This is a genomic window from Arthrobacter sp. 7Tela_A1 (genome assembly GCF_049311065.1).
GTDB lineage: Bacteria > Actinomycetota > Actinomycetes > Actinomycetales > Micrococcaceae > Arthrobacter_B.
On record NZ_JAXIOO010000028.1, the window covers coordinates 21,334 to 41,247 of the forward strand.

A 19,914-nucleotide genomic window follows, 5' to 3' on the forward strand; every position below is an offset into this window, starting at 1 on the left:
ACCTGCCGGGGAGAGCGCCGGCGGTGTGTCGCGTTCGTCCTGCTTCCGGTGCCCGGCCGGCCTGGGAAGGCGGGCCGGGCACCGGCATCTGCTGCAGGTTTAGACCATCCCGTCCGGGGCTCCCTGTTCAGCGCCGGCCGGGATGCGGGACTGTTCCCGCAGGACGCCGGCAACCGAACCTGCACCCGGCTCATCCATGACGATTGTGTAGTGGTTGGTCGCCGGAACGTCTGTGACCACCAGGGACGGCAGGCGCTGCTGCCACTGCTGAATGTAGCCGGGCGCGTACAGGCCGGGTTCTTCGTTGAAGAGACCCCGCGGTGCACGGAGCAGCTGCACCGGATGAACCAGCTCGTCGAGGGCACGAAGCAGGGCCGCTCCCCGGTGAAGTTCCGCGGTGTCTTCCGCCAGGGCTGCGTAACTGGTTGCAGCGCGGAAACCGCCGTCTGGATGCGCCTGGAGGTCATACGCCAGATAGTCCAGCAGCAACGGGTTCCAGTGTCCGGCGAAGGCGGGATGGGGACGCCAGAACGCGAGGTACTCCTCGTGGGAGGCAAACGGCTGCCCGAGCCGCTCTGCGGCGGAGCCCAGGACAGCCTGAACTACCTGTTCGTCGCTGAGTCCCGCTGGAACGTCCAGTGGCAGTCCGCCGTCGATCAGCACCAGCGACTGCACCAGTGCGGGATGCAGGTTCGCCAGCACCAATGCGGCAAAGGCGCCCATGGAGTGGCCGGCGACGACGGCGCGCGGCACCTTCAGCGCGTCCAGGACGGCTGCCAGGTCCTCGGCATGCACCGGCATTCCGTAGGGCCCGGGCAACGTGTTGCTCCTTCCGCGGCCGCGCAAATCCGGTGCGATGAACCGGATCTCGGGCAGGGCCTCGGCCACCATCCCCCAGGTGCGGTGGGAGGCAGTCACTCCGTGGATGGCCAGGACGGTGGGAGCACCGGGGTCATCCGGCCCCCAGACGCCGGTGCGCAGCAGTCCGCCGCGTACCGGAACGTCGATGGTTGTGTAATCAGTCATCGCGCGCTCCACCCCCCGTCCATCGTGTAGGAAGCACCCGTGACCATTCCGGCGCCCGGTCCTGCCAGCCAGGCGGCGAGGGAGGCGACTTCCTCCGGTTCCACCAAGCGCTTGACCGCTGACTCCGTGAGCATGATGGAGGCCACCACCTCCTCCCGGGGAATCGAATGGATCCGGGCCTGGTCCGCGATCTGCGTTTCGACCAGCGGAGTGCGCACATAGGCGGGGTTGATGCAGTTGGACGTCACGCCGTGCGGCCCGCCCTCCAGTGCGGTGACTTTGGACAGCCCCTCCAACGCGTGCTTGGCGCTGACGTACGCACTCTTGAAGGCCGAAGCGCGCAGCCCGTGGACAGACGAGATGTTGATGACCCTCCCGAAGCCGCGTTCATACATGCCCGGCAGGACGGCCCGGATCAGCAGGAACGGAGATTCGACCATAAGCCGGTGCACGAGCCGGAATGTGTCCGGGTCGTATTCGTGGATCGGGTTGATCCGCTGGATGCCGGCATTGTTGACCAGGATGTCAGCTTCGAGGGACAGGTTTTCGAGGGCGCGCGTATCGCTGAGATCGACTTCCCAGGCCGTTCCTCCGGTTTCGGCAGCCACCCGGGCGGCCGCCTCCTTGTTGATGTCGGCCACGGTCACTTTGGCGCCGAGGGCGGCGAAGGTGCGCGCGCACGCTTCCCCGATGCCGGACCCAGCTCCCGTGATGAGTGCCGTCCGCCCGTCCAGCGACGGTCCGTTGAGTGCATCCGTTGTCATTCTCCAGCTCCTTTACCGGGCGCAACCGGCGCCATTCCTCGTTCAATGAACCGCATCATTTCGTCAAACTCAGCTTCCGGAATCTCGGCGACGGCGCCTGCCTCGGTGCCGGCGTCCTTATTCCACAGCACCCACCGCATCCCGAGCATTTCTCCAATGCCCATCAGCGCCCACGCCACGGTGTCCACGTCCATCTCCCGGATGTCACCGGCGTCACGGGCCGCTTTCAGGCCCTCCACGTAGCCGTTGACGATTCGTGTGTAATGCATGCGCAGCGCCCCGGGAGAGACGAACTCTGCCTGCCGGATGATCCTGTACAGCGCCGGGTGTTCGGCGGTGAACCGGAAGAAAGCACGGAAACCGGCCCGCTCGGCGTCGATCCGGTTCCCGGCTGCCCGCGCGGCTTCGGTCATGGCATGCCGGACGCGGCGGTTCAGGTCCTCGACCACCTCGTCGAAGATCTCCTGCTTGCCCTCGAAGTAGAGGTAAAAGGTCCCCAGCCCAACACCGGCCTCCTCGGTGATCTTCACGATCGACGCATCGTGGTAGCCCAGCGACCCGAAGATCTCTTCAGCTGCGGCAACCAGCCGTGCCCTGGTGCGGGTACCCCGGGCGGTGCGCGGTGTTGTGCTCATGGGTTGTCCTGACGGTGGGAGACGGGCACTGCGGGCAGGTCTGAGAAGGATGCGGCGGGAACCTCGGGTTCCGGTTCGCCCAGCCGTGACCTGGCGACCTTGTGCAGCGAGGTATGGGGCAGCCCGTCCACGAAGGAGATTCGGGAGGGAACCTTGAAGCGCGCCAACCGGGCGGAACAGTGTTCAAGCAGCTCTACGGCATCGGCTGCGGTCCCCGGGCGGCGGACCACATAGGCGATCCCCGTTTCGCCCCACTGGGGATCCGGCACCGCCGTCACTGCCGCCTCCGCCACCGCGGGGTGCTCGCGCAGGACGGCTTCGACTTCGGCCGGAGCAACGTTCTCGCCGCCCGAAATGTAGATGTCCTTCAGCCTGTCGATGACGCGCAGGTACCCGTCCGCATCGCGCTCCACCAGGTCTCCGGTGTGCAGCCACCCGCCCGCGAGCGCCGCGGCGGTCGCTTCGGGGCTCCGGAAGTAGCCCTGGAAAACCCCGGGGCCGGCGACGAGGAGTTCCCCCGTGCACGGTCCCGCTTGCAGTTCTCCCGTTACCGGGTCCGCTACTGCAACGTCGACGTGCGGGTACGGCTTGCCCGCCATACCAATCCGGGCTTCGGCTTCTTCCTCCGGCAGGCACAGCACGTTGGGTCCCGCTTCGCTCAGGCCGTACCCCTGTGCCAGTGCGACGCCCCGGGCGTGCCAGGTGCGCAGCAGCGGAGCGGGCATGGGCGCCCCTCCGACGACTGCCCGGCCCAGGCTGGAGAGGTCCGCGGACGCGAACCGCGGATGGGACGCCAGCATGAGGTAGTTCGCAGGGACACCCATCATCGTGGTGACGCGCCGGTCTTCGATCAGCTGCAGGATCCGCCCGGCGTCGAACGTCCTTTCCAGCACCACGGTTGCTCCTGTCCACCAGGCCAGCAGCGGCTGGATGTTCCAGCCTCCTGCATGGAACTGCGGCAGCACGGCCAGCACGACGTCGTGGCTGCCGATCTCAGCTGTCCGGGAGAGGGAGAGATTGGTCCAGAAACAGTTGGCGTGCGTGAGCACCACGGCCTTGGGGTCCGCCTGCGTGCCCGAGGTGAAGACCATCAGCAGCGGATCGTCGTCGTCCGGCCTTCCGTCCGCGGGCCGTTCGCCCGGCGGAAGCAGGTGCAGCGGCGGAGGCGGGCCCGCTTCGACGCCGGTGCGCCCCAGCGGAGCAGCCGGCGGCGGCACCGGAAGACGGGAGGCTGCCGCGGAGGCGACGGAGGAGAACTCGTCCTCCACGAGCAGCAGGGCGGGGTCCGCCAGCTGCAGCTGGGCGGCAAGCTCCCGGGCGGACAGGCGCCAGGACAGCGGAACAAAAACCAGCCCGGCTTTGGCGCAGGCGAAGAACAGGACCACGTGGTCGGCGCTGTTCCCGGTTACTGTGGCGATCCGGTCCCCGTGCCGGTAGCCGGCCTCCTGGAAGGCACCGGCCAGTGCCGCAGCACGGGTGTCCAGTTCCCGGTAGCTGAGCCGGACGCCGCGGTCATCGATCGCGGTGCGGTCAGGTGTGGCGAGCGCACGGTCCGCCGTCCAGCGACCGAGGGTATGCAGCCCGCTCATCCGGCTTCCTCCAGGATCTCCCGCGGCCGTGCCGCCTCTTTTCGGCGTCCCTTCAGCCGTGCCGCTGCGCCGGCCAGGCCGCCGGGCAGGAACAGGACCACCAGGATGAACAGCGTGCCGAGCAGGAACAGCGGCTCACTGAGCGGGATGTGCAGGATCGGCGGGAGCCCGGCTATTGCCTCTGAGTTGGCGAGCGCCGTCAGCCGCTGGTCCAGCATCGTGTAGACGACGCCGCCCAGCACGGCGCCCCACCGCGAACCCACGCCGCCCAGGACCACCATGACCAGGAGCGTGATGGTGAAGTCCGAGGACACGGCCCGCGGCACGGCACCGGACTGCAGGAGCAGGTAGGTCATGCCTACCACGCCGGCCAGGGTTCCGGCCACGACGAAGATCAGCAGTTTGGCCAGGTAGGGCTGCAGGCCCAGCACCCGTACCCGCATCTCGTTCTCCCGCACAGCGGCGGCGACGTGTCCTGCCCGGCTGCGCTGGATCCAGGCCGTCACCAGGAAAACGGTGACCAGTGCGGCCAGGGCCAGCCAATACAGGTTGCGTGTGTTGGCGACGCCCACCAGGAAGTCCGGGACGTGCTCGGTGGCCAGGCTCAGTCCTTCCTCTCCCCCGGTGGCGCCGTCGGGATTCCTGCGGACCATCACCGAACCGGCCTGCGCGAACGCGAGGGTGACCATGGCGAACGGGATGCCGGTGACCCGCAGGGCGACGGCCCCGGTGAGGTTCGCCAGCACAATGACCGCCACGAGTGTCAGCGCCATGGCCGGCAGCAGCGGCAGGCCCGTCCTGTCCAGGATGATGGCCAGGCCGTACACTCCTGCCCCGAAGTACAGCGCGTGGCCGAAGGAGAGCATGCCGGCCACTCCGAGGAGCAGGTGGTAGGTCAGTGCGGCGGCGGCCATCAGCATGCACAGCGCCATCAGCTGCAGGGATCCGGGCGTATAGGTCGGGCCGGGCAGCAGGCCCGGGACGGAGAGGTTGAACAGGGGCAGGACAGCCAGGACCACGCCGCCGGCCGCACCGGCGGCCCAGGCCAGCGGACGCCGTCGGCCTTTCTGCGGTTCCGGCTTCGGCCGGTGTGCGCGGGTGTCCTCCCGGACCTGGGTTGCGCTCATGCGGTTACCGCCTTTCCCATCAGTCCGGAGGGTCTTGCCAGGAGTACGGCGGCGAGGAGGAGGACCACCACGAAGTCCCCCACTCCCCAGTAGAAGTTTGCGAACTGCTGCAGAATACCCACCGCCACGGAGGCCAGCGCTGCACCGGTGAGGGACCCGAGCCCGCCGATCACCGTCACGATGAAGGCGAAGATGAGCAGCGACCCGCCCAGCAGCGGCGACACGTAGCCGAAGTAGTGGCTGGCAAGCACGCCTCCCATGCCGGCCGCGGCTCCGCCGATGGTGAAGACAAGGGTGAACGCGCGTCGGACATCGATGCCCAGTGCGGTCACCATGGACCGGTTTTCCACTCCCGCCCGGATGATCATGCCGTACCGGGTCTTCTTCAGGAACAGCAGGAGGCCGGCCAGGACCAGTCCGGCGGCGACAATGGCGACGAACCTGTCATTCGGAATCCGTGCGCCGAGGAGTTCCGTGGTTTCTTTGAGCCAGGGCGGACCGGTGATGAAGGACGGATCCGTGCCCCAGATCCCTTCGAACAGGGCTACGGAGGCGAGCGAGAGGCCCACGGTGACGAGGACCTGTTCAATATGCCGCTGGTACAGGGGACGGATCAGGATCCGTTCGGTGAGTGCGGCGAAGACGGCTCCCGTGACGGCTCCGACAGCCAGGCTGATGAGGAAAACACCCCAGCCGCCTGCGCCCAGCGCCTGCGCTGCCTGCCAGCCGAGGAAGGCACCAAGCGTGAGGAAGGACCCGTGGGCGAAGTTGAGCACGCCCATCAGCCCGTAGATCAGGGAAAGTCCCGAGGCGACGAGGAAGTACAGCGCGCCCAGGCCGAGCCCGGTGACGGTGAGCAGGACGATGGTGCTCATGCTTCACGCACCTTTCCGGCCTCCGGGGCCCGTGCCGTGAGGTGGCCGGCTGCACCCGGGGATGCTGCCGTGTCCCTCGCCGGTTCCGGAGCGCCGCCGGCGTGGACCCCCAGCAGCCGGTGGAAGAGCTCCGTGTCATCGAGGAACTCGCCGGCGTCCATGCCGGTCAGGGCGACTTTGCCGCCGCTGAGCACTGTGACGGTCGAGGCAAGCTGGCGTACGACGGTCAGGTTCTGTTCCACGAGCAGGATCGGAACGCTCCTGGCCGCCTCAGCCAAAGCCTCGCTCACCTCCTGCACGATCTTCGGGGCAAGTCCCTTGGTGGGTTCGTCCACGAGGAGCACCTTGTTGGTGTTCAGCAGCGCGCGGGCCAGGGACACCATCTGCTGCTGTCCGCCCGACAGGGTTCCTGCCATCTGGGCCGACCGTTTGACCAGGTCCGGGAAGAGGTCTTCCACGAGCTGCCGCTGCGGATGTCCGTCCCGTTCCGCCAGCCGCAGGTTTTCCGCGACCGTCAGGCGGGAGAACACCTCACGGTCTTCCGGGACGTAGCCCACACCCCGCTGGATGATGCGGTGGGTGTGTTCGCCATCGATCCGGACGCCGTCGAGCTCCACCGTCCCGGTACGGGAAAGCAGGCCGATGATGGCCTTGATGGTGCTGGTCTTGCCGACTCCGTTGCGCCCCAGCAGCGCCGTGACGCCGGCTGCCGGCACTTCGAAGCTGACGTCCTCCACGACCTGCTGGCCGCCGATCGAAGCGGACAGGTTCGCTGCCCGCAGGATGGGAATTTGGTTCATCAGACAGGTTCTCCCAGGTAGGCGCTTTGGACCAGCGGATTCGCCATGACGGCTTCGGGGGTGTCGATGGCCAGGAGGCTTCCGTGATGCATGACCGCCACGCGGTCGACCAGGCCCAGGACCACCTCCATGTGGTGCTCGACCATCAGCACCGTCCGGCCGGAGTCGCGGTGCATCCTGCGGATCACCTCGGACAAGGCCGGAACGTCACCGGATCCGACGCCGGCCATCGGCTCGTCGAGCAGGATCACAGCCGGATCAGCGGCCAGCAGCATGGCGATTTCAACCTTGCGTTTGTCCCCGTGGGACAGCCCTCCCGCGGCGGTGTCCGCCTTTCCGGCGATTCCCGCTTCCTCGAGGTGCCTTTCAGCGATCCGGGTCGCCTCGTCACCCCGGTGCGGGAAGCGCAGCAGCGACAGGCTCCCGCCGAGGCGTGCCTGGGCAGCCAGCCGGACGTTCTCCCGCACGCTCAGCTGCGGGAACAGGCTGGACGTCTGGAAGGTCCGACCGAGCCCGGCGGCGGCACGGCGGTGCACCGCCAGACGTCCGACGTCGTTGCCTGAGACCGCTACAGTGCCCTCGGTGGGGCGCAGCAGCCCGGAGATGACGTTGAAAAGGGTGGTTTTGCCGGCTCCGTTGGGGCCGATCACGCCTACCATCTCCCCTTGCGGAACGGTAAAGCTGATGTCTTCCAGGATCCGTGCGCCGCCGATCATCAGGCCGACGCCGGAAAGCTCGAGAGCGTTGGGGCTGTCCATACGGGCGGGCCTACTTCGCGGCTTCCGGCGGTGCCACGGCATCGGCCGCAACTGTGTCGACCAAGGTGGGAACCCAGGTTCCGCCCTCGTCCGCCAGGGTGACCTGGTACATGTCCTGCAGCAGCGCGTGGTCGGAGGCGCGGACTGTCGTTGTGCCCTTGGGCCCTTCGAAGGAGTAGCCCTCCAGCGCTGCGACCATGGCGTCGACGTCGTTGCCGCCCTCGCGGACTGCCTGGACGATCATCTGACCGGCCACGAAGCCGTCCGGTGTGAAGAGGTCGGCTTTCTTGCCGGTCGCCTCGACGGATTCGATCATGGCCTTCTCGACCTCGTTGCCGCCGGCGCCCGGGAAGTAGTGGTTCAGGAAGGAGATCTTGGTTCCGGCTGCTCCGTAGGCACCGAAGGTCGCAGCGTCGCCGAGTCCGGTCACGATGGGCGCGGCGTCGAAGGCACCCTGCTGGTCCAGTGCCTGCCACATGGACCCGGAGGTAGCACCGGCCCAGGCGACGAACGCCATGTCGGGGGCAGCGTCGATGAGCTGGCGGGCGAAGGGCGTGAATTCAGTGGCGTCTTCGGGAACCAGCACGCTCTCCACTTCCGCTCCCTGCGCGCCCAGGACGGCCTCCACTGCTGCGAGGTTGCCCTGCCCGAAGGCGTTGTCCTGCGCGAAGACCACAACCTTCTTGCCTTCGATGTCCGGCACGAAGGAACCTGCCGCCGCGACGTCCTGCAGGGACTGGCGGCCGGAGCGGAAGGTGTATTTGTTGATGCCCTGGATCGCATCCGTCGCCGCGGGTCCGGAAATGTAGAGGACCTGGTTCTGCTCGGCCTGTTCGGCCAGTTTCAAGGCGATGCCGGAGACCACCGTGCCGGCCAGGATCTTGTAGTCCTGTCCAATGAGGTCCTTGGCGACGGTAACTGCCTTGTCCGGGTCGCCGCCGTCGTCGTGGTAAGTGATGTTCAGCTCAGTGTCCCCGACTTTGCCCGTGCCGTCGGTGGCGTAGTCGATGCCGGCCTGCAGGCCCTCGTAGTAGGCCTCGCCATAGGCGGCGAGCGGTCCGGTCTTGGAATAGACGATTCCGACGTCGACGCTCGACGGCGCTTCGCCGCCCTCAGCGGGTGCGGTGCCGGAATCTGCGGCGGGGGCGCAGGCCGAGAGCGTCAGCCCTGCGGTGACGGCCGCTGCGAGGAGGAACTTCTTTGTTGCCTTCACGGTGGTGCCTTTCGGTGCGGTGACTGGCGGTGCCCGGCCCCTTCTGGGCCCTAAACCTGAAAGGCGATTCAGGTTACGGAAAATGTATGACATGAATCACAATGCGTCAATGGTTCGGTCGAAGGGAACCTAACGCCCGGCAATCCCGCACCCCCACCGGTCCCCGTAGATCCGCATATACTTGCGCTTTGTGCCCCCACTCTCCCTGGCTGCCTCTGCCTCCCGCGCTGCCCGTGCCACCCGCAGTGCGCGGCCCACAGCCGTCCCCGCTTCCTCGTCCCGTCCCGCTGGACACCGGCCGGATATCCAGGGATTGCGGGCCCTGGCCGTCGGGATCGTGGTCTGGTACCACATCTGGCCCTCCTCGCTTCCGGGCGGTTTTGTGGGAGTGGATGTCTTTTTCGTCATTTCCGGGTACCTGATTGTCGGTTCCCTGGCCCGTGAGGCGATGTCCACCGGAACCCTGCAGCTGGCCAGGTTCTACAGCCGCCGTATCAAACGTTTGCTTCCAGCCGCAGGAGCCGTCCTCCTCGCGACCCTGGCCGCGACAGTCCTGATACTCCCGCAGAGCCGCTGGCAGTCCGTTGCACGGGACGTCGCCGCTTCGGGCTTGAACATCCAGAACTGGAACCAGGCCTTCTTCAGCACCAGCTATGAAGGCGCAACTGCATCCGTTTCGCCGCTCCAGCATTTCTGGTCCTTGGCTGTTGAAGAACAGTTCTACCTCGTGGCGCCTGTCATCCTGCTTTCCTGTGCCTGGCTTGCACGCAGAAGACTGCGCGGAGGTGCGCGAACATTCGAGCTGCTGGCACTGGGTGTTTTAGGCAGCTTGACCCTGGCATCCTTCGCCCATTCAATCCTCTTCTCCGCAGCCAGTCCGGACCTGGCCTATTTCTTCACCACTACCCGCGTGTGGGAGCTGACCCTCGGGGGCATGGTGGCACTGGCCGCCCGACCCGCCCGCATGCGCCCGGCACTTTCCGCGCTGCTGGGCTGGTTTGGCCTCTTCCTGGTTCTGGGATCAGCAGCGGCATTGTCGACGGCCATGCCCTTTCCCGGATGGATCGCCCTCTTTCCGGTGATCGGGACCGTTTTCCTGCTCCTTTCGGGAGACACCGCCCAACCGCGCCGCGGCTTATCACCGGCCTGGTGGCAGTCCCTGGGCCCGATGAGGTATTTGGGCGACATCTCATATTCGCTCTACCTGTGGCATTGGCCCCTCATCGTCTTTTCCGTCTTCCTGCTGGGCCCGAATCCTGGCTGGCTGCACGGCAGCGCCGTCATCGCTGCCAGCGTCGCCTTGGCTGCTGTCTCCACACGTTATATCGAGCAGCCCGCGCGTAATTTCCAGCCGGGCCGCAGAGGTTCACGCGGCAGGCGCCGCACCGTGACACCCGGCTACAGCCGAATTTTTGCGATGGGCGCGATCCTCACGCTTCTGCCCATTGGCCTGGCCGCCGTTCCTTATCAGGCCATGGAGCTGAAGGAACGTTCGCTGACGGACGAACTGGATCTTGATACCTATCCGGGCGCGATGGCACTGCATGGTTTCGGGCCCAGGGACTTCCCGGAGATGCCGGTTCGGCCAGACCCCGCCATCGCCGCAGCCGATCAGCCCGATGCACCCGAGGGGTGCCGCAACAGCTATGACCCCGCCAAGGTGGATTATCAGGACTGTGTTTTTGGAGATGAAGCAGCAGAACGCAGCATCGTCCTCGTCGGTGACTCCCACTCGGCCCAGTACATGGATTCCCTTGGCATTGTTGCGCGCGAAAGCGGCTACCGCCTGTATGTGCTCAGCAGGAACGGCTGTCCATTCAGCCTCCACCCGCTGCAGTCAGACACCTTCACCTACACCAACTGCTCCGAACAGAACGAACAAACGGTCCAGGACATTCTGGCGATCCAGCCGGCGGTCGTAGTCACGGCCGCCCTGAGCCCCGCGGGATACGAAGACGCACTGAGCTGGCGCTGGAGCGATGAGTCCGCCGCAATCGATGGATTCAGGGGAACCCTGCTGCCCCTGCAGGAGGCCGGCATCCGCATAGCGGTCATCAGCGACCTTCCCTATCCGCCTTTCAGCGTGCCGGAATGCGTCGCCGCGAAGTCGGAGGACTCCTGCACTTTCCCGGCCGGGCAAGAAACCAGTCCCCTTGCCGCAGCGGCCAAGTCAGTGGAAGGTGTCACCTCCGTGGACCTCCGGGATTATCTGTGCCCGGACAGCGTCTGCCGGAGCGTCATCGGGAACGTACTGGTGTACCGCGACAACCATATGACGGGAACCTTCGCCAAGACGCTGACCATTCCCCTGCGCCAGGCCCTGGGGGTCTAGGACGGAGCGCTAGTTGCGCGCCGAAACGCTCCCATTGGCACGCCACCGGATGCCGGCGTCGATGAAGTCGTCAATCTCGCCGTCGAACACCGCGGAGGTATTTCCCACTTCGTGTTCGGTGCGCAGGTCCTTGACCATTTGGTACGGATTCAGCACGTAGGAACGCATCTGGTCACCCCAGGACGCCTTCACATCACCGGCGAAAGCCTTCTTTTCGGCGTCTTCCTGTTCCTTCTTCAGCAGCAGCAGGCGCGACTGGAGCACCCGCATCGCAGCGGCGCGGTTCTGCAGCTGCGATTTCTCGTTCTGCATCGACACCACCGTCCCGGTCGGGATGTGGGTCAGGCGCACGGCCGAGTCTGTGGTGTTCACCGACTGGCCGCCAGGGCCCGAGGAACGGAACACATCCACGCGGATCTCATTGTCCGGAATATCGATGTGGTCCGTCGCCTCGATCAGCGGGATGACCTCGACGGCGGCAAAGGACGTTTGGCGCCGCCCCTGGTTATCAAAGGGGCTGATGCGGACCAGCCGGTGGGTACCGGCTTCCACCACGAGCGTGCCGAAGGCGTAGGGAGCCTTGACTTCGAAAGTCGCCGATTTAAGGCCGGCCTCTTCGGCGTAGGAGGTGTCGAGCACCTGGGTCGGGTAGCCATGGCGCTCGGCCCAGCGCAGGTACATCCGCAGCAGCATGTCGGCAAAGTCCGCCGCGTCCACCCCGCCGGCGCCTGCCCGGATGGTCACTACCGCTTCGCGCTCGTCGTATTCGCCGGAAAGCAGTGTCACCACTTCGAGCTCTGCGAGGGCCTTGCGCAGCGATTCCAGTTCCAGGACAGCCTCGGCCTTGCTGTCGGCGTCAGATTCATCCTGGGCAAGCTCCACGAGGACCTCAAGGTCATCGATCCGGGCTTCAAGCCGTTGCAGCTTCTCCAGCGCGCTCTGGCGGTGCGAGAGTTTCGACGTGATCTTCTGGGCGGCGTCAGGGTCGTCCCAGAGGTTCGGTTCGCCGGCCATTTCGCTGAGCTCGGCGATGTCTTCCTTCATCGCTGCGACGTCTGAGACGTCCTCGATGGAAGCGAACGTGGAGCGGAGCGCGCGGATTTCTGCGGGAAAATCGATTTCTGCCATGGTGTTTACAGACTACGCCATGGGCCGGGCGCAGGCCCGGGCCCGGCCTCCTGCACAACGGTGCCGCGTGCCGTATGACGGCGCGACGCACCGGGTTACAACGCAGTCTCTGTCAGGCACCCGGTAGTACATTGGTGCTGTCACGACCGGAAAGGAGCATCGCCATTTCCACGAACCGACTCCCAGGATCCCCCGCCCGTCATCCCGAGTCCGGACGCAAGTACGACCGCGCTGAACTCGAGGAACTGGCTGCCGAGGGCGATCCGTGGGCCCACTCAAAACTCGACGACTGGGACCTTTACGACGCCACCGATTACGTTGGCTCCTTCCGTGACCGCTGCCCTGACCCAGCCTGCGAACTCTACGGCGAGCGAGTCACGCTCTGTTATGCCGACGACGGCACCCTGCTCGAGGTGGATCACGGCGGCTGGAGCCATTACGTCCAGCAGGAGGAGGCTAAAGCCTCCTGACTCCTTAGAGTCACCAACTGCATCTCCCGCGGTGGCCTAACGGGTCAGCCTGGCCCTCGCGTCGCTTTCGGCCCGGATAGGTATCCCCTCCGGGACCAGGAAGTTCATGATCGGCGGATGCACCGCCCCGAGCAGCACTACGCGCGCGGTCCGGGCATCCGGGGTACCGGTCTCAGGCGAAATTCGAAGTGCGTCGATCCGCTCCCCCGCCCCGCTGTCCGCCAGATACTGCTGCACAGCGGCCGTCACTGCAGCGGGCTCAAGCTGTGCAGCCGGGGGCGCGCCGGGCTGCGTGCCCTGGACCTGCGACAGCGAAAAGGTGTCTGCTGCCGCGAGCGCCGCTCCGTCAGCGGCCGACAGAAGCTTTTTATGCCCCAGATAAACCGATGAGGCTCCTGCGACTACTGTGATCACAAGCAGCGCGAGCAGCACGTACCCAATAATCAGGACACCGACCTGGCCTGATTCGTCGCCACCCGAGCGCTGTTCCGTCATGATCCGAAACGCTCCACTGTCTGCATCGAGGTCGAGTCCACCCGAACGGGAGCAAGGTCCATTCCCGGGATCGAGGCAAAGAGCGGAAGCGGGACGTCAAAGGCCACGGTGACGGTCACTGTCGATCCCGGGGTCAGGCACGCAGCGGAGCACATCACCTCCATCTCCATGCCGGAGTCGTCGAAGCCAAAGTCGGAGAGAGCCAATCCCGCTGCGTCACGGGCAATCGCTTCCGGCACACCCTCAGGATCTGCTGCCGCATAAACCTTGGCAGCATGGTCTGCCGCGCCCACAACTGCGTAGGAAGCGCCCTGCACCTGCCCTAAAGCCACGATGAAGTAGATCAGCGGAACCAGGAGCAGGACGCCCAGGAAGATGAACTCGACGACCGCATTTCCGTCATCGCCGGCACTCTCCTTGAGAGCCGCCCTAATCCGTCGTCGCAGGCCAGTGCGCATGTCCGCTCACCTCGATTCCTCCCTGCGGCCCCAGAAAGCCGATCACTGGAAGCGGAGCACTCACGCGTACCTGCAGCATTCCCGCACCGCCGCTGGTCCTTGAGTACGTAACGTCCTCTGCGAACACCGGTGACAGGGACTGTGAGATGAGGTCACGGGTCCGCTCCACTCCGTCCGCCGGCGTGCGGTCTGCCAGGGTGCCGTAGCGCGCTCCTGAGGAAGCCGCATCGATGAGTGTGTTGCGCACGTGGAGGATCAGCGCCAGCTGAATGACGGCAACGGCGATGAGAGTCAGCAGGGCCCCCACCAGCACAAAGTCGACGACGGCGGACCCGTCCTCCGCAGCTGACTCTTTTGCGGCCCGTTCCCTGGTACCGGGTGCACCCCTTTCCGGATGCCCGATGGGTCTACCTCCGTACCTGGGCAATGGCGGATTCGAACAGTTCCAGCAGCGCGTCCTGGGCCACGACAAGGATGGCGGCCACGAGGACAGCCGACATCAGCGTGATCATCACCCAGCCCGGCACGTCGCCCCGCTCATGATCGTCGTCAGCAGGTGCAGCGGCCGCTTGCAGCCGGGTGAGCAGGGCGAAGGCCAGCAGCCCTGGCAGCGAACGGAGCCTTGTTCGAGTAGTCATTGGTGCCCTTTCGTTGTTCATCTTCGGTATCTGGTTGGTGGGCGCCGCTTTCTGCGACGCATCCTGGACGGACGTCCTCACAGGCCGATCCTCAGCAGGGACAGTCCCGGATAGATCGCAAAGAGCACCGTGAGCGGCAGGACGCCAAAGACCAGGGGAACCATCATGGCGATTTCCTTTTTTCCGGCCGCTTCCATGAGTTCGCGTTTGGCGAGGTCCCTCACGTCCTGCGCCTGGGCACGCATGACGTCCGCGAGCGGCGTGCCACGCTCAATGGCCACCGAGATCCCGTCGATGAACCGGGCCAGCGGGGCCAGCTGGGTTCGTTGGGAAAGGTCTGCCAACGCGGTCAGCAGGGGCACGCCGGAGCGGGTTTGCGCGAGTACCCTTCCGAATTCTGCGGCCAGCTCCCCGTTCGCGGTCCGGGAGACCCGTTCCAACGCCCCTCCGGCACTCTCGCCGGCGCTGACGGCCAAGGCCATCATCTCCGCCAAGCTGGGAAACTCGGCAAGCATCGATGCTTCGCGGCTGCTGATCGCCCTGGTCAGCAGGTAGTCCCTCAGCAGGTAGCCAAGGATTCCTCCGGCGAGCGCCAGGAAGGCGACGCCCGGAACGGAGATCCTGCCGTTGAATGCCAGCCAGACTCCTGCTGCCGCTCCAACGACCAGTCCGGCAGCAGCGTAGAGAACCTGTTCGGACCTGAACTCCACCACTGTGGTTTGCCGTCCTGTGCGTTCCAGCCGCTTATAAAGGGCCGGGGCCGCGGGGTTTAGCCGCTCCAGCCTGGCGACCGCACTGTGGAGGACTGGCCGGAAGACTCTCTCCAACGGACCGAACGGTGTGATGTCCGCACTGGTGAGCAGGCGCGAACCCGGCGCACCTGAACGCAGCTGCGGGGCGATCCGTTCCGTGAAGGTGCGCGGCCGGAGAAACGGCAGCCGGACAACGGTCAGCCACAGTCCGATCCCCAAGCCCGCCCCAGCCAGCCACGCAGCCGGAAGTGCCCCGGTCACTGCAGAACCCGCCGGTCGGCCGGAAGGGCTCCAATACGTAGCATCAGCTGGTAGCAGACAACGGAAACCACCATTCCGGCAATGAGCACCATGGCCCCCGCCGGCGTGTTGTAGGCCGCGACCGCCGCGGGGTTGGTCGCCATCAGCAGCAGTACGATCCATGGCGCTGCGACCGCGAGACGTGCGGCGTTGACCGTCCACGACTGCCGCGCCAGCAACTCGCTCCTGGTGCGGGCGTTCTCCCGCAGGAATTCAGCGAGCGTACCGAGCAGCCGGCCGAGATCTGATCCTCCGACCTGCCGGGTGATCCTCAGTGCCTCGACGATCCGGTCCCCTACGGGATCCGCCAGCCGTTCCTTCAGGCCCTCGAGCGCAGTATCGAATGAACCACCCGAACGGTACGCCATTCCAAACTCACGGAATGGTTCACGGAGTTCCGCCGGCCCGTTCTCGCCCAGCTGGATGAGCGCCTCGGGCAAGGACAGGCCAGCACGGATGGCCGAGCGCAGATGATCAACGGCATCGGGCCAGAGTTCCATGAGGGAAGCTGACCTTTTGCTTGCCTGCCAACGGACAACGCTCACCGGAAGTGCGCAGGCGAAGGCACCGAAACAGCCTCCGATGGGGAGGGAACCGGTGAGTACCCACGTCAGGAGAGCTGCGAAGAGCCCCAGGACGACACTGCTGACGACCAGGCCGGTGGGCGTCACCGACCTGATACCCGACGCCGTGAGTAGTTCCGTCAGCCTGCCGGGACGGGACCGCTTCGCTGGTTTTTCCGGCAACACCCAGCACGACCACCAGATAAGGAACAGACCAAGGCCAAGTGCCAGTCCCGCCAGCCCCGTCATGCCGCCGGCTCCAGCAGCTCGGTGAGGTTCATTCCGGCACGCAGGAACTTTTCCGGCGACGGGAGCGAGGACGGACTGGGTACAAGGCGGCCGTCCTCGCGCTGAAAGACCAGTGAGGATTCGATGATTCCGTTTTCCACCCGGCGTCCGAGGGCCAGGATCTCGGAGACCTCCCGCCGTCCGGAAGGAGTCCGGACGCAGTGGATCACCAGGTCGATGCAGGAGGCAACCGTCGGTACCACGAAGGCACTGGAAATGTTGGCCCCTGCCAGGAGAGGCAGCGTGGAAATCTTGGTGACGGCGTCGTGCGCACTGTTGGCGTGCACGGTGCACATCCCCGGCAGGCCCGAGTTCAAGGCGATGAGCATGTCCAGGCTCTCAGCCTCCCGGACTTCACCGACGATGAGCCGGTCGGGCCGCATACGGAGGGCTTCCTTAACCAGCCTGCGCAGTGGGATCTCTCCGTTTCCCTCCAGGTTGGCTTGCCGGCACTGCAGTCCCACCACATCGCGAAGCGGCAACTGCAGTTCAAAAATTTCCTCCACAGTGACCACTCGTTCCCTGGCCCCAATAGATGCCGCCAGACAATTGAGCATGGTGGTTTTTCCGGCCTGGGTGGCGCCGGAGACAAGGATGTTCAGGCCACCTGCCACGGCTGCCGAGAGGAACCGGGATGCCTGAGGCGTCAGCGTTCCGAGCTCTACAAGATGTTCCAGACGGCTTGCCCTGACAATGAATTTGCGGATGTTGACCGCCCAGTGACGCCTGGTTACGTCCGGGATCACCACATGCAGCCGGGACCCGTCCGGGAGGGCAGCGTCAACGAACGGTGACGAGAGGTCAAGGCGCCGTCCGGAGGACTTCAGCATCCTCTCGACCAGGTCGCGGACCTGGTCCTGGGTCAGGGAAAGGGCCGTCAGCTCTGAGCGGCCGCCGCGGGCAACGTAGACCTCATGCGGCGAGTTGATCCAGATCTCTTCAACACTCGGATCGTCCAGCAGTGGTTGCAGCGCGCCAAAGCCGGCGACGGCGTCGAACACGCGTTTGCGTGCATGGTCCAGTTGTCCAAGTGCCGGCAGCGAGCCCAGCATGGAGCGCTCGTCGTAGTCCTGCACGGCCGCCTCCACCAGACGGCGGACCTCGGTCACCTGGCTCGCCGGGTCGAGCCCGCGCACGCGGATGAGCTCCCTGACCTCATCCTCGACAATACGCACAGCATCCATGGCGCTCCCCCGGGCTATCCCGCACTCCCTTTTGGGCGTGCGGAAACGAGACAAAAACTGCAGGCCAACGCGGCCATGCGGCAGAGGATAAGTTATTTCGGCTGTGCTGGCGAGAGTGGCGGCTCTCGGGTGTGGAAAAGGTTCTGGGCTGTTCGGCGCGCAAAACAGCCCGGCACGCTTCCGCCGTGAGATCCCCAGTCGTAGCTTTCTACGGACCTAATTCCGAGCCTGCAGGGTCAGTCCCTATATCCGGACCACGAAGACCCCTTCTTCATCATATGCAACAACAATCACATTGGCACAGGTAGTGTTCACCTTGATCCGCTCTCGCCCCTTCTGGAGATCCAGTGCAACAATCCCACCTCGCGCCCATCCTCGCAGGCATCCTCAGCCTCACACTGGTAGCCTCGGCGGCGCCGGCTTACGCCACCGTCGATGTACCAAACCCGGCGGCCTCTGAAAGCCCCTCAAACCCGGAAACGTCAGGCTTGCCGGAGGATGCACAAAACCTGCCCGCCGGCCCCGCTGCAACAGACCTACCCAGCACCGAACCTTCTGCGACAGATCCATCGTCGTTGCCCGCTGGCGACCCCGCTGCGACAGACTTGCCGTTGCCCGGTGGCGACGCATTGGACAGCACACCTCAGTCGCCCACCGCTCCGGTGCCTGCACCAGGACCGTCACACGAAGAAGCCGACCCCTTGCAGCAGGAACCCGCCGAGGAAGAACTCAAGGAAGTAATCGGTATCCTCGGCGCCAAAATGGGCCAGGGCCTGGAACGACTTGAGGAAACAAGCAACGCCCAGGTCCCGAGCGCAGCAGAGACTGTGGAGCGCATCGAAGCAGAGCAGGTGCTGATCGACCAAGGTCTTGCCGATCCGCAGCTGGCTACGGAACCGGAAAAGGCGGCAGAAGGAACCCCGGAGACCTCGGGGACCCCCCTGGCGAGTCCCGGCGCCGCACACGCCGCCCTCTATCAATCCCAGCCCGCTGCAGTTTCACTGGCTGCGACGTGGAAGCCGGCTGGAATCCAGGGCATGGACGTCAGCAGCCACCAGCCGTCAGTCAATTGGAGCCGGGCCTGGAGCCAGGGCTCACGGTTCGCCTACGTCAAGGCTACGGAACACACCACCTACAAGAACCCGCGCTTCACCAGCCAGTACAACGGCGCAGGGTCCGTGGGCATGGTCCGCGGGGCCTACCACTTCGCCATTCCCAAAAAGGATTCCAGCGGCGCTGCACAGGCCAACTTCTTCGTGGACAACGGCGGGGGCTGGTCTGCCGACGGGCGGACCCTTCCGCCGCTGCTGGACATCGAATACAACCCCTACCCGGAGCTGGGCAACACCTGCTACAACTTCTCGGCCTCCCAGATGGTGTCCTGGATCCGGGACTTTTCCAACACGATCAGGGCCCGCACCGGACGGCTGCCCATGATCTACACCACCGCCGACTGGTGGAACCGCTGCACCGGAAACAGCACGGCGTTTTCCGATCATCCGCTGCATATCGCGCGGTACAGCACTGCCGGCCCCGGCTCAATGCCTTCCGGATGGAAAACATACAACGTCTGGCAGTACAGCAGCACCGGGCCCTTCGAAGGTGACTCCAACGTCTGGAACGGTTCGGGTGCTGCGTTATCGGACTTCGTCAACGGACAGTCCCCGGGACGCGCTGCCATCGCTGCCAAGGCCGCCGCGAATCCCTCACTAGGCCGGTCAACGTCCGCCATCGTCTGCGGCATCAGTTCAAATGGATGCGTCCAGAATTTCGCGTCCGGGCAGATCCACTGGACCAAAGCTACGGGAGCGCGGATCACCCGGGGAGCCATCAACAGCATGTGGGCAGCTCAGGGCTGGGAAGCAGGCCCGCTCGGCTTTCCCGTGATGGACGAGATCTGCGGATTGAAGAATGGTGGATGCCTGCAGGTCTTCCAGGGCGGCAACGCGTACTGGACAGCCCAGACAGGTCCGCAGTACACAAAGGGAGGAATCGACAGCCTATGGAGCTCCTTGGGAAGGGAACAGAGCGCACTTGGCTATCCCACGGGCGGTGAGCGGTGCGGACTGCGTCTGGGCGGGTGCTACCAGGACTTCCAAGGCGGGCAAATCCATTGGACTCCAGTGACCGGTCCCCAGATGACGACGGGGAAGATCGCCCAGGGATGGGCGGCCACCGGTTGGGAAAACGGCAAACTCGGCTACCCGACCAGCTCGCAGGTATGCGGATTGAAAGCCGGCGGCTGCTATCAAAACTTCCAGAAAGGCCAGATGCACTGGTCACCGGCAACCGGGGCCTACCCGACATCCGGCGCCTTCGCTACAGTCTGGGCGTCCTTGGGCTGGGAGAAAGGCAGGCTGGGCTATCCCACTTCGCAGGAGAAGTGTGATGCATCCGGAAGCTGCAGGCAGCTCTTTGAGCGCGGGTCTTTGCGGTGGATCCCGTCTCGGGGAGTTGTGGTCAGCTAGCCGGGAAGCAGAAACGGGGTGTCTGGCCCCAACTGGAGCTCCCCCCCTTGT

At 65.4% G+C, this 19,914-nt stretch carries 20 protein-coding genes; 3 read left to right on the top strand and 17 right to left on the bottom strand.

The window, feature by feature from the left end; all coding sequences use genetic code 11:
• Positions 1-99 precede the first annotated feature (99 nt).
• Genes TVB01_RS12090 through TVB01_RS12130 form a run of 9 tightly spaced genes read right to left on the bottom strand, consistent with a single transcriptional unit; the run spans position 100 to position 8,787 of the window.
• Positions 100-1,026, bottom strand: a complete 927-nt coding sequence (locus TVB01_RS12090) for an alpha/beta fold hydrolase (protein WP_422456157.1) — start codon at positions 1,024-1,026, stop codon at positions 100-102.
• The gene (locus TVB01_RS12095; RefSeq protein ID WP_422456158.1) at positions 1,023-1,790 is read right to left on the bottom strand and encodes a 3-hydroxybutyrate dehydrogenase; all 768 of its coding nucleotides are present in this window, start codon (positions 1,788-1,790) and stop codon (positions 1,023-1,025) included. The genes TVB01_RS12090 and TVB01_RS12095 overlap by 4 nt, the downstream gene beginning before the upstream one ends.
• Positions 1,787-2,425, bottom strand: coding sequence for a TetR/AcrR family transcriptional regulator (locus tag TVB01_RS12100; RefSeq protein ID WP_422456159.1), 639 nt, complete (start codon positions 2,423-2,425; stop codon positions 1,787-1,789). The genes TVB01_RS12095 and TVB01_RS12100 overlap by 4 nt, the downstream gene beginning before the upstream one ends.
• On the bottom strand, positions 2,422-4,014 hold the full coding sequence (locus TVB01_RS12105) for a class I adenylate-forming enzyme family protein (protein WP_422456160.1): 1,593 nt from the start codon (positions 4,012-4,014) through the stop codon (positions 2,422-2,424). Before TVB01_RS12105 ends, TVB01_RS12100 begins: the two co-directional genes overlap by 4 nt.
• Complete coding sequence (locus tag TVB01_RS12110; RefSeq protein ID WP_422456161.1) at positions 4,011-5,141, bottom strand: branched-chain amino acid ABC transporter permease; 1,131 nt, start codon at positions 5,139-5,141, stop codon at positions 4,011-4,013. The genes TVB01_RS12105 and TVB01_RS12110 overlap by 4 nt, the downstream gene beginning before the upstream one ends.
• Positions 5,138-6,016, bottom strand: a complete 879-nt coding sequence (locus TVB01_RS12115) for a branched-chain amino acid ABC transporter permease (RefSeq protein ID WP_422456162.1) — start codon at positions 6,014-6,016, stop codon at positions 5,138-5,140. The genes TVB01_RS12110 and TVB01_RS12115 overlap by 4 nt, the downstream gene beginning before the upstream one ends.
• A complete protein-coding gene (locus tag TVB01_RS12120) occupies positions 6,013-6,816 on the bottom strand; it encodes an ABC transporter ATP-binding protein (RefSeq protein WP_422456163.1) in 804 nt (267 codons plus the stop codon). The genes TVB01_RS12115 and TVB01_RS12120 overlap by 4 nt, the downstream gene beginning before the upstream one ends.
• On the bottom strand, positions 6,816-7,574 hold the full coding sequence (locus TVB01_RS12125) for an ABC transporter ATP-binding protein (protein WP_422456164.1): 759 nt from the start codon (positions 7,572-7,574) through the stop codon (positions 6,816-6,818). Before TVB01_RS12125 ends, TVB01_RS12120 begins: the two co-directional genes overlap by 1 nt.
• Positions 7,575-7,584: 10 nt before the next feature.
• On the bottom strand, positions 7,585-8,787 hold the full coding sequence (locus TVB01_RS12130; protein WP_422456165.1) for a substrate-binding domain-containing protein: 1,203 nt from the start codon (positions 8,785-8,787) through the stop codon (positions 7,585-7,587).
• Between the two features lie 190 nt (positions 8,788-8,977).
• Here TVB01_RS12130 and TVB01_RS12135 point away from each other — a divergent pair, with 190 nt between their 5' ends.
• A complete protein-coding gene (locus tag TVB01_RS12135) occupies positions 8,978-11,119 on the top strand; it encodes an acyltransferase family protein (protein WP_422456166.1) in 2,142 nt (713 codons plus the stop codon).
• A gap of 9 nt (positions 11,120-11,128) precedes the next feature.
• On the opposite strand, the gene prfB is transcribed toward TVB01_RS12135, so the two are convergent.
• A complete protein-coding gene (gene prfB, locus TVB01_RS12140; RefSeq protein WP_422456167.1) occupies positions 11,129-12,247 on the bottom strand; it encodes a peptide chain release factor 2 in 1,119 nt (372 codons plus the stop codon).
• 134 nt (positions 12,248-12,381) lie between these two features.
• Between prfB and TVB01_RS12145 the strand changes: the two genes are divergently transcribed.
• Positions 12,382-12,717, top strand: a complete 336-nt coding sequence (locus TVB01_RS12145; RefSeq protein ID WP_422456168.1) for a hypothetical protein — start codon at positions 12,382-12,384, stop codon at positions 12,715-12,717.
• A gap of 36 nt (positions 12,718-12,753) precedes the next feature.
• On the opposite strand, the gene TVB01_RS12150 is transcribed toward TVB01_RS12145, so the two are convergent.
• The 7 genes from TVB01_RS12150 to TVB01_RS12180 all read right to left on the bottom strand — a co-directional run bounded on the left by TVB01_RS12150 (position 12,754) and on the right by TVB01_RS12180 (position 17,395).
• Positions 12,754-13,212 (bottom strand): pilus assembly protein TadG-related protein, encoded by a 459-nt coding sequence (locus TVB01_RS12150; protein ID WP_422456169.1) that lies wholly within the window; start codon positions 13,210-13,212, stop codon positions 12,754-12,756.
• The gene (locus TVB01_RS12155) at positions 13,209-13,670 is read right to left on the bottom strand and encodes a hypothetical protein (RefSeq protein ID WP_422456170.1); all 462 of its coding nucleotides are present in this window, start codon (positions 13,668-13,670) and stop codon (positions 13,209-13,211) included. Before TVB01_RS12155 ends, TVB01_RS12150 begins: the two co-directional genes overlap by 4 nt.
• Entirely contained in the window at positions 13,642-14,097 is a 456-nt protein-coding gene (locus TVB01_RS12160) for a TadE family protein (protein WP_422456171.1), read from the bottom strand. The genes TVB01_RS12155 and TVB01_RS12160 overlap by 29 nt, the downstream gene beginning before the upstream one ends.
• Complete coding sequence (locus TVB01_RS12165; protein WP_422456173.1) at positions 14,078-14,308, bottom strand: hypothetical protein; 231 nt, start codon at positions 14,306-14,308, stop codon at positions 14,078-14,080. Before TVB01_RS12165 ends, TVB01_RS12160 begins: the two co-directional genes overlap by 20 nt.
• A gap of 77 nt (positions 14,309-14,385) precedes the next feature.
• On the bottom strand, positions 14,386-15,321 hold the full coding sequence (locus tag TVB01_RS12170) for a type II secretion system F family protein (RefSeq protein ID WP_422456174.1): 936 nt from the start codon (positions 15,319-15,321) through the stop codon (positions 14,386-14,388).
• On the bottom strand, positions 15,318-16,172 hold the full coding sequence (locus TVB01_RS12175) for a type II secretion system F family protein (RefSeq protein ID WP_422456175.1): 855 nt from the start codon (positions 16,170-16,172) through the stop codon (positions 15,318-15,320). The genes TVB01_RS12170 and TVB01_RS12175 overlap by 4 nt, the downstream gene beginning before the upstream one ends.
• Positions 16,169-17,395, bottom strand: a complete 1,227-nt coding sequence (locus TVB01_RS12180) for a CpaF family protein (protein ID WP_422456176.1) — start codon at positions 17,393-17,395, stop codon at positions 16,169-16,171. The genes TVB01_RS12175 and TVB01_RS12180 overlap by 4 nt, the downstream gene beginning before the upstream one ends.
• Before the next feature lie 701 nt (positions 17,396-18,096).
• Here TVB01_RS12180 and TVB01_RS12185 point away from each other — a divergent pair.
• On the top strand, positions 18,097-19,863 hold the full coding sequence (locus TVB01_RS12185) for a GH25 family lysozyme (protein ID WP_422456177.1): 1,767 nt from the start codon (positions 18,097-18,099) through the stop codon (positions 19,861-19,863).
• The last annotated feature ends 51 nt before the right edge of the window (positions 19,864-19,914 follow it).

Bases quoted from the DNA above. Each gene is read 5' to 3' on its own strand.
- TVB01_RS12150 (WP_422456169.1), bottom strand. From the start codon at position 13,212: ATGACGGAACAGCGCTCGGGTGGCGACGAATCAGGCCAGGTCGGTGTC.
- TVB01_RS12100 (WP_422456159.1), bottom strand. From the start codon at position 2,425: ATGAGCACAACACCGCGCACCGCCCGGGGTACCCGCACCAGGGCACGG.
- TVB01_RS12105 (WP_422456160.1), bottom strand. From the start codon at position 4,014: ATGAGCGGGCTGCATACCCTCGGTCGCTGGACGGCGGACCGTGCGCTC.
- prfB (WP_422456167.1), bottom strand. From the start codon at position 12,247: ATGGCAGAAATCGATTTTCCCGCAGAAATCCGCGCGCTCCGCTCCACG.
- TVB01_RS12090 (WP_422456157.1), bottom strand. From the start codon at position 1,026: ATGACTGATTACACAACCATCGACGTTCCGGTACGCGGCGGACTGCTG.
- TVB01_RS12110 (WP_422456161.1), bottom strand. From the start codon at position 5,141: ATGAGCGCAACCCAGGTCCGGGAGGACACCCGCGCACACCGGCCGAAG.
- TVB01_RS12165 (WP_422456173.1), bottom strand. From the start codon at position 14,308: ATGACTACTCGAACAAGGCTCCGTTCGCTGCCAGGGCTGCTGGCCTTC.
- TVB01_RS12095 (WP_422456158.1), bottom strand. From the start codon at position 1,790: ATGACAACGGATGCACTCAACGGACCGTCGCTGGACGGGCGGACGGCA.
- TVB01_RS12115 (WP_422456162.1), bottom strand. From the start codon at position 6,016: ATGAGCACCATCGTCCTGCTCACCGTCACCGGGCTCGGCCTGGGCGCG.
- TVB01_RS12120 (WP_422456163.1), bottom strand. From the start codon at position 6,816: ATGAACCAAATTCCCATCCTGCGGGCAGCGAACCTGTCCGCTTCGATC.
- TVB01_RS12125 (WP_422456164.1), bottom strand. From the start codon at position 7,574: ATGGACAGCCCCAACGCTCTCGAGCTTTCCGGCGTCGGCCTGATGATC.
- TVB01_RS12180 (WP_422456176.1), bottom strand. From the start codon at position 17,395: ATGGATGCTGTGCGTATTGTCGAGGATGAGGTCAGGGAGCTCATCCGC.
- TVB01_RS12155 (WP_422456170.1), bottom strand. From the start codon at position 13,670: ATGCGCACTGGCCTGCGACGACGGATTAGGGCGGCTCTCAAGGAGAGT.
- TVB01_RS12175 (WP_422456175.1), bottom strand. From the start codon at position 16,172: ATGACGGGGCTGGCGGGACTGGCACTTGGCCTTGGTCTGTTCCTTATC.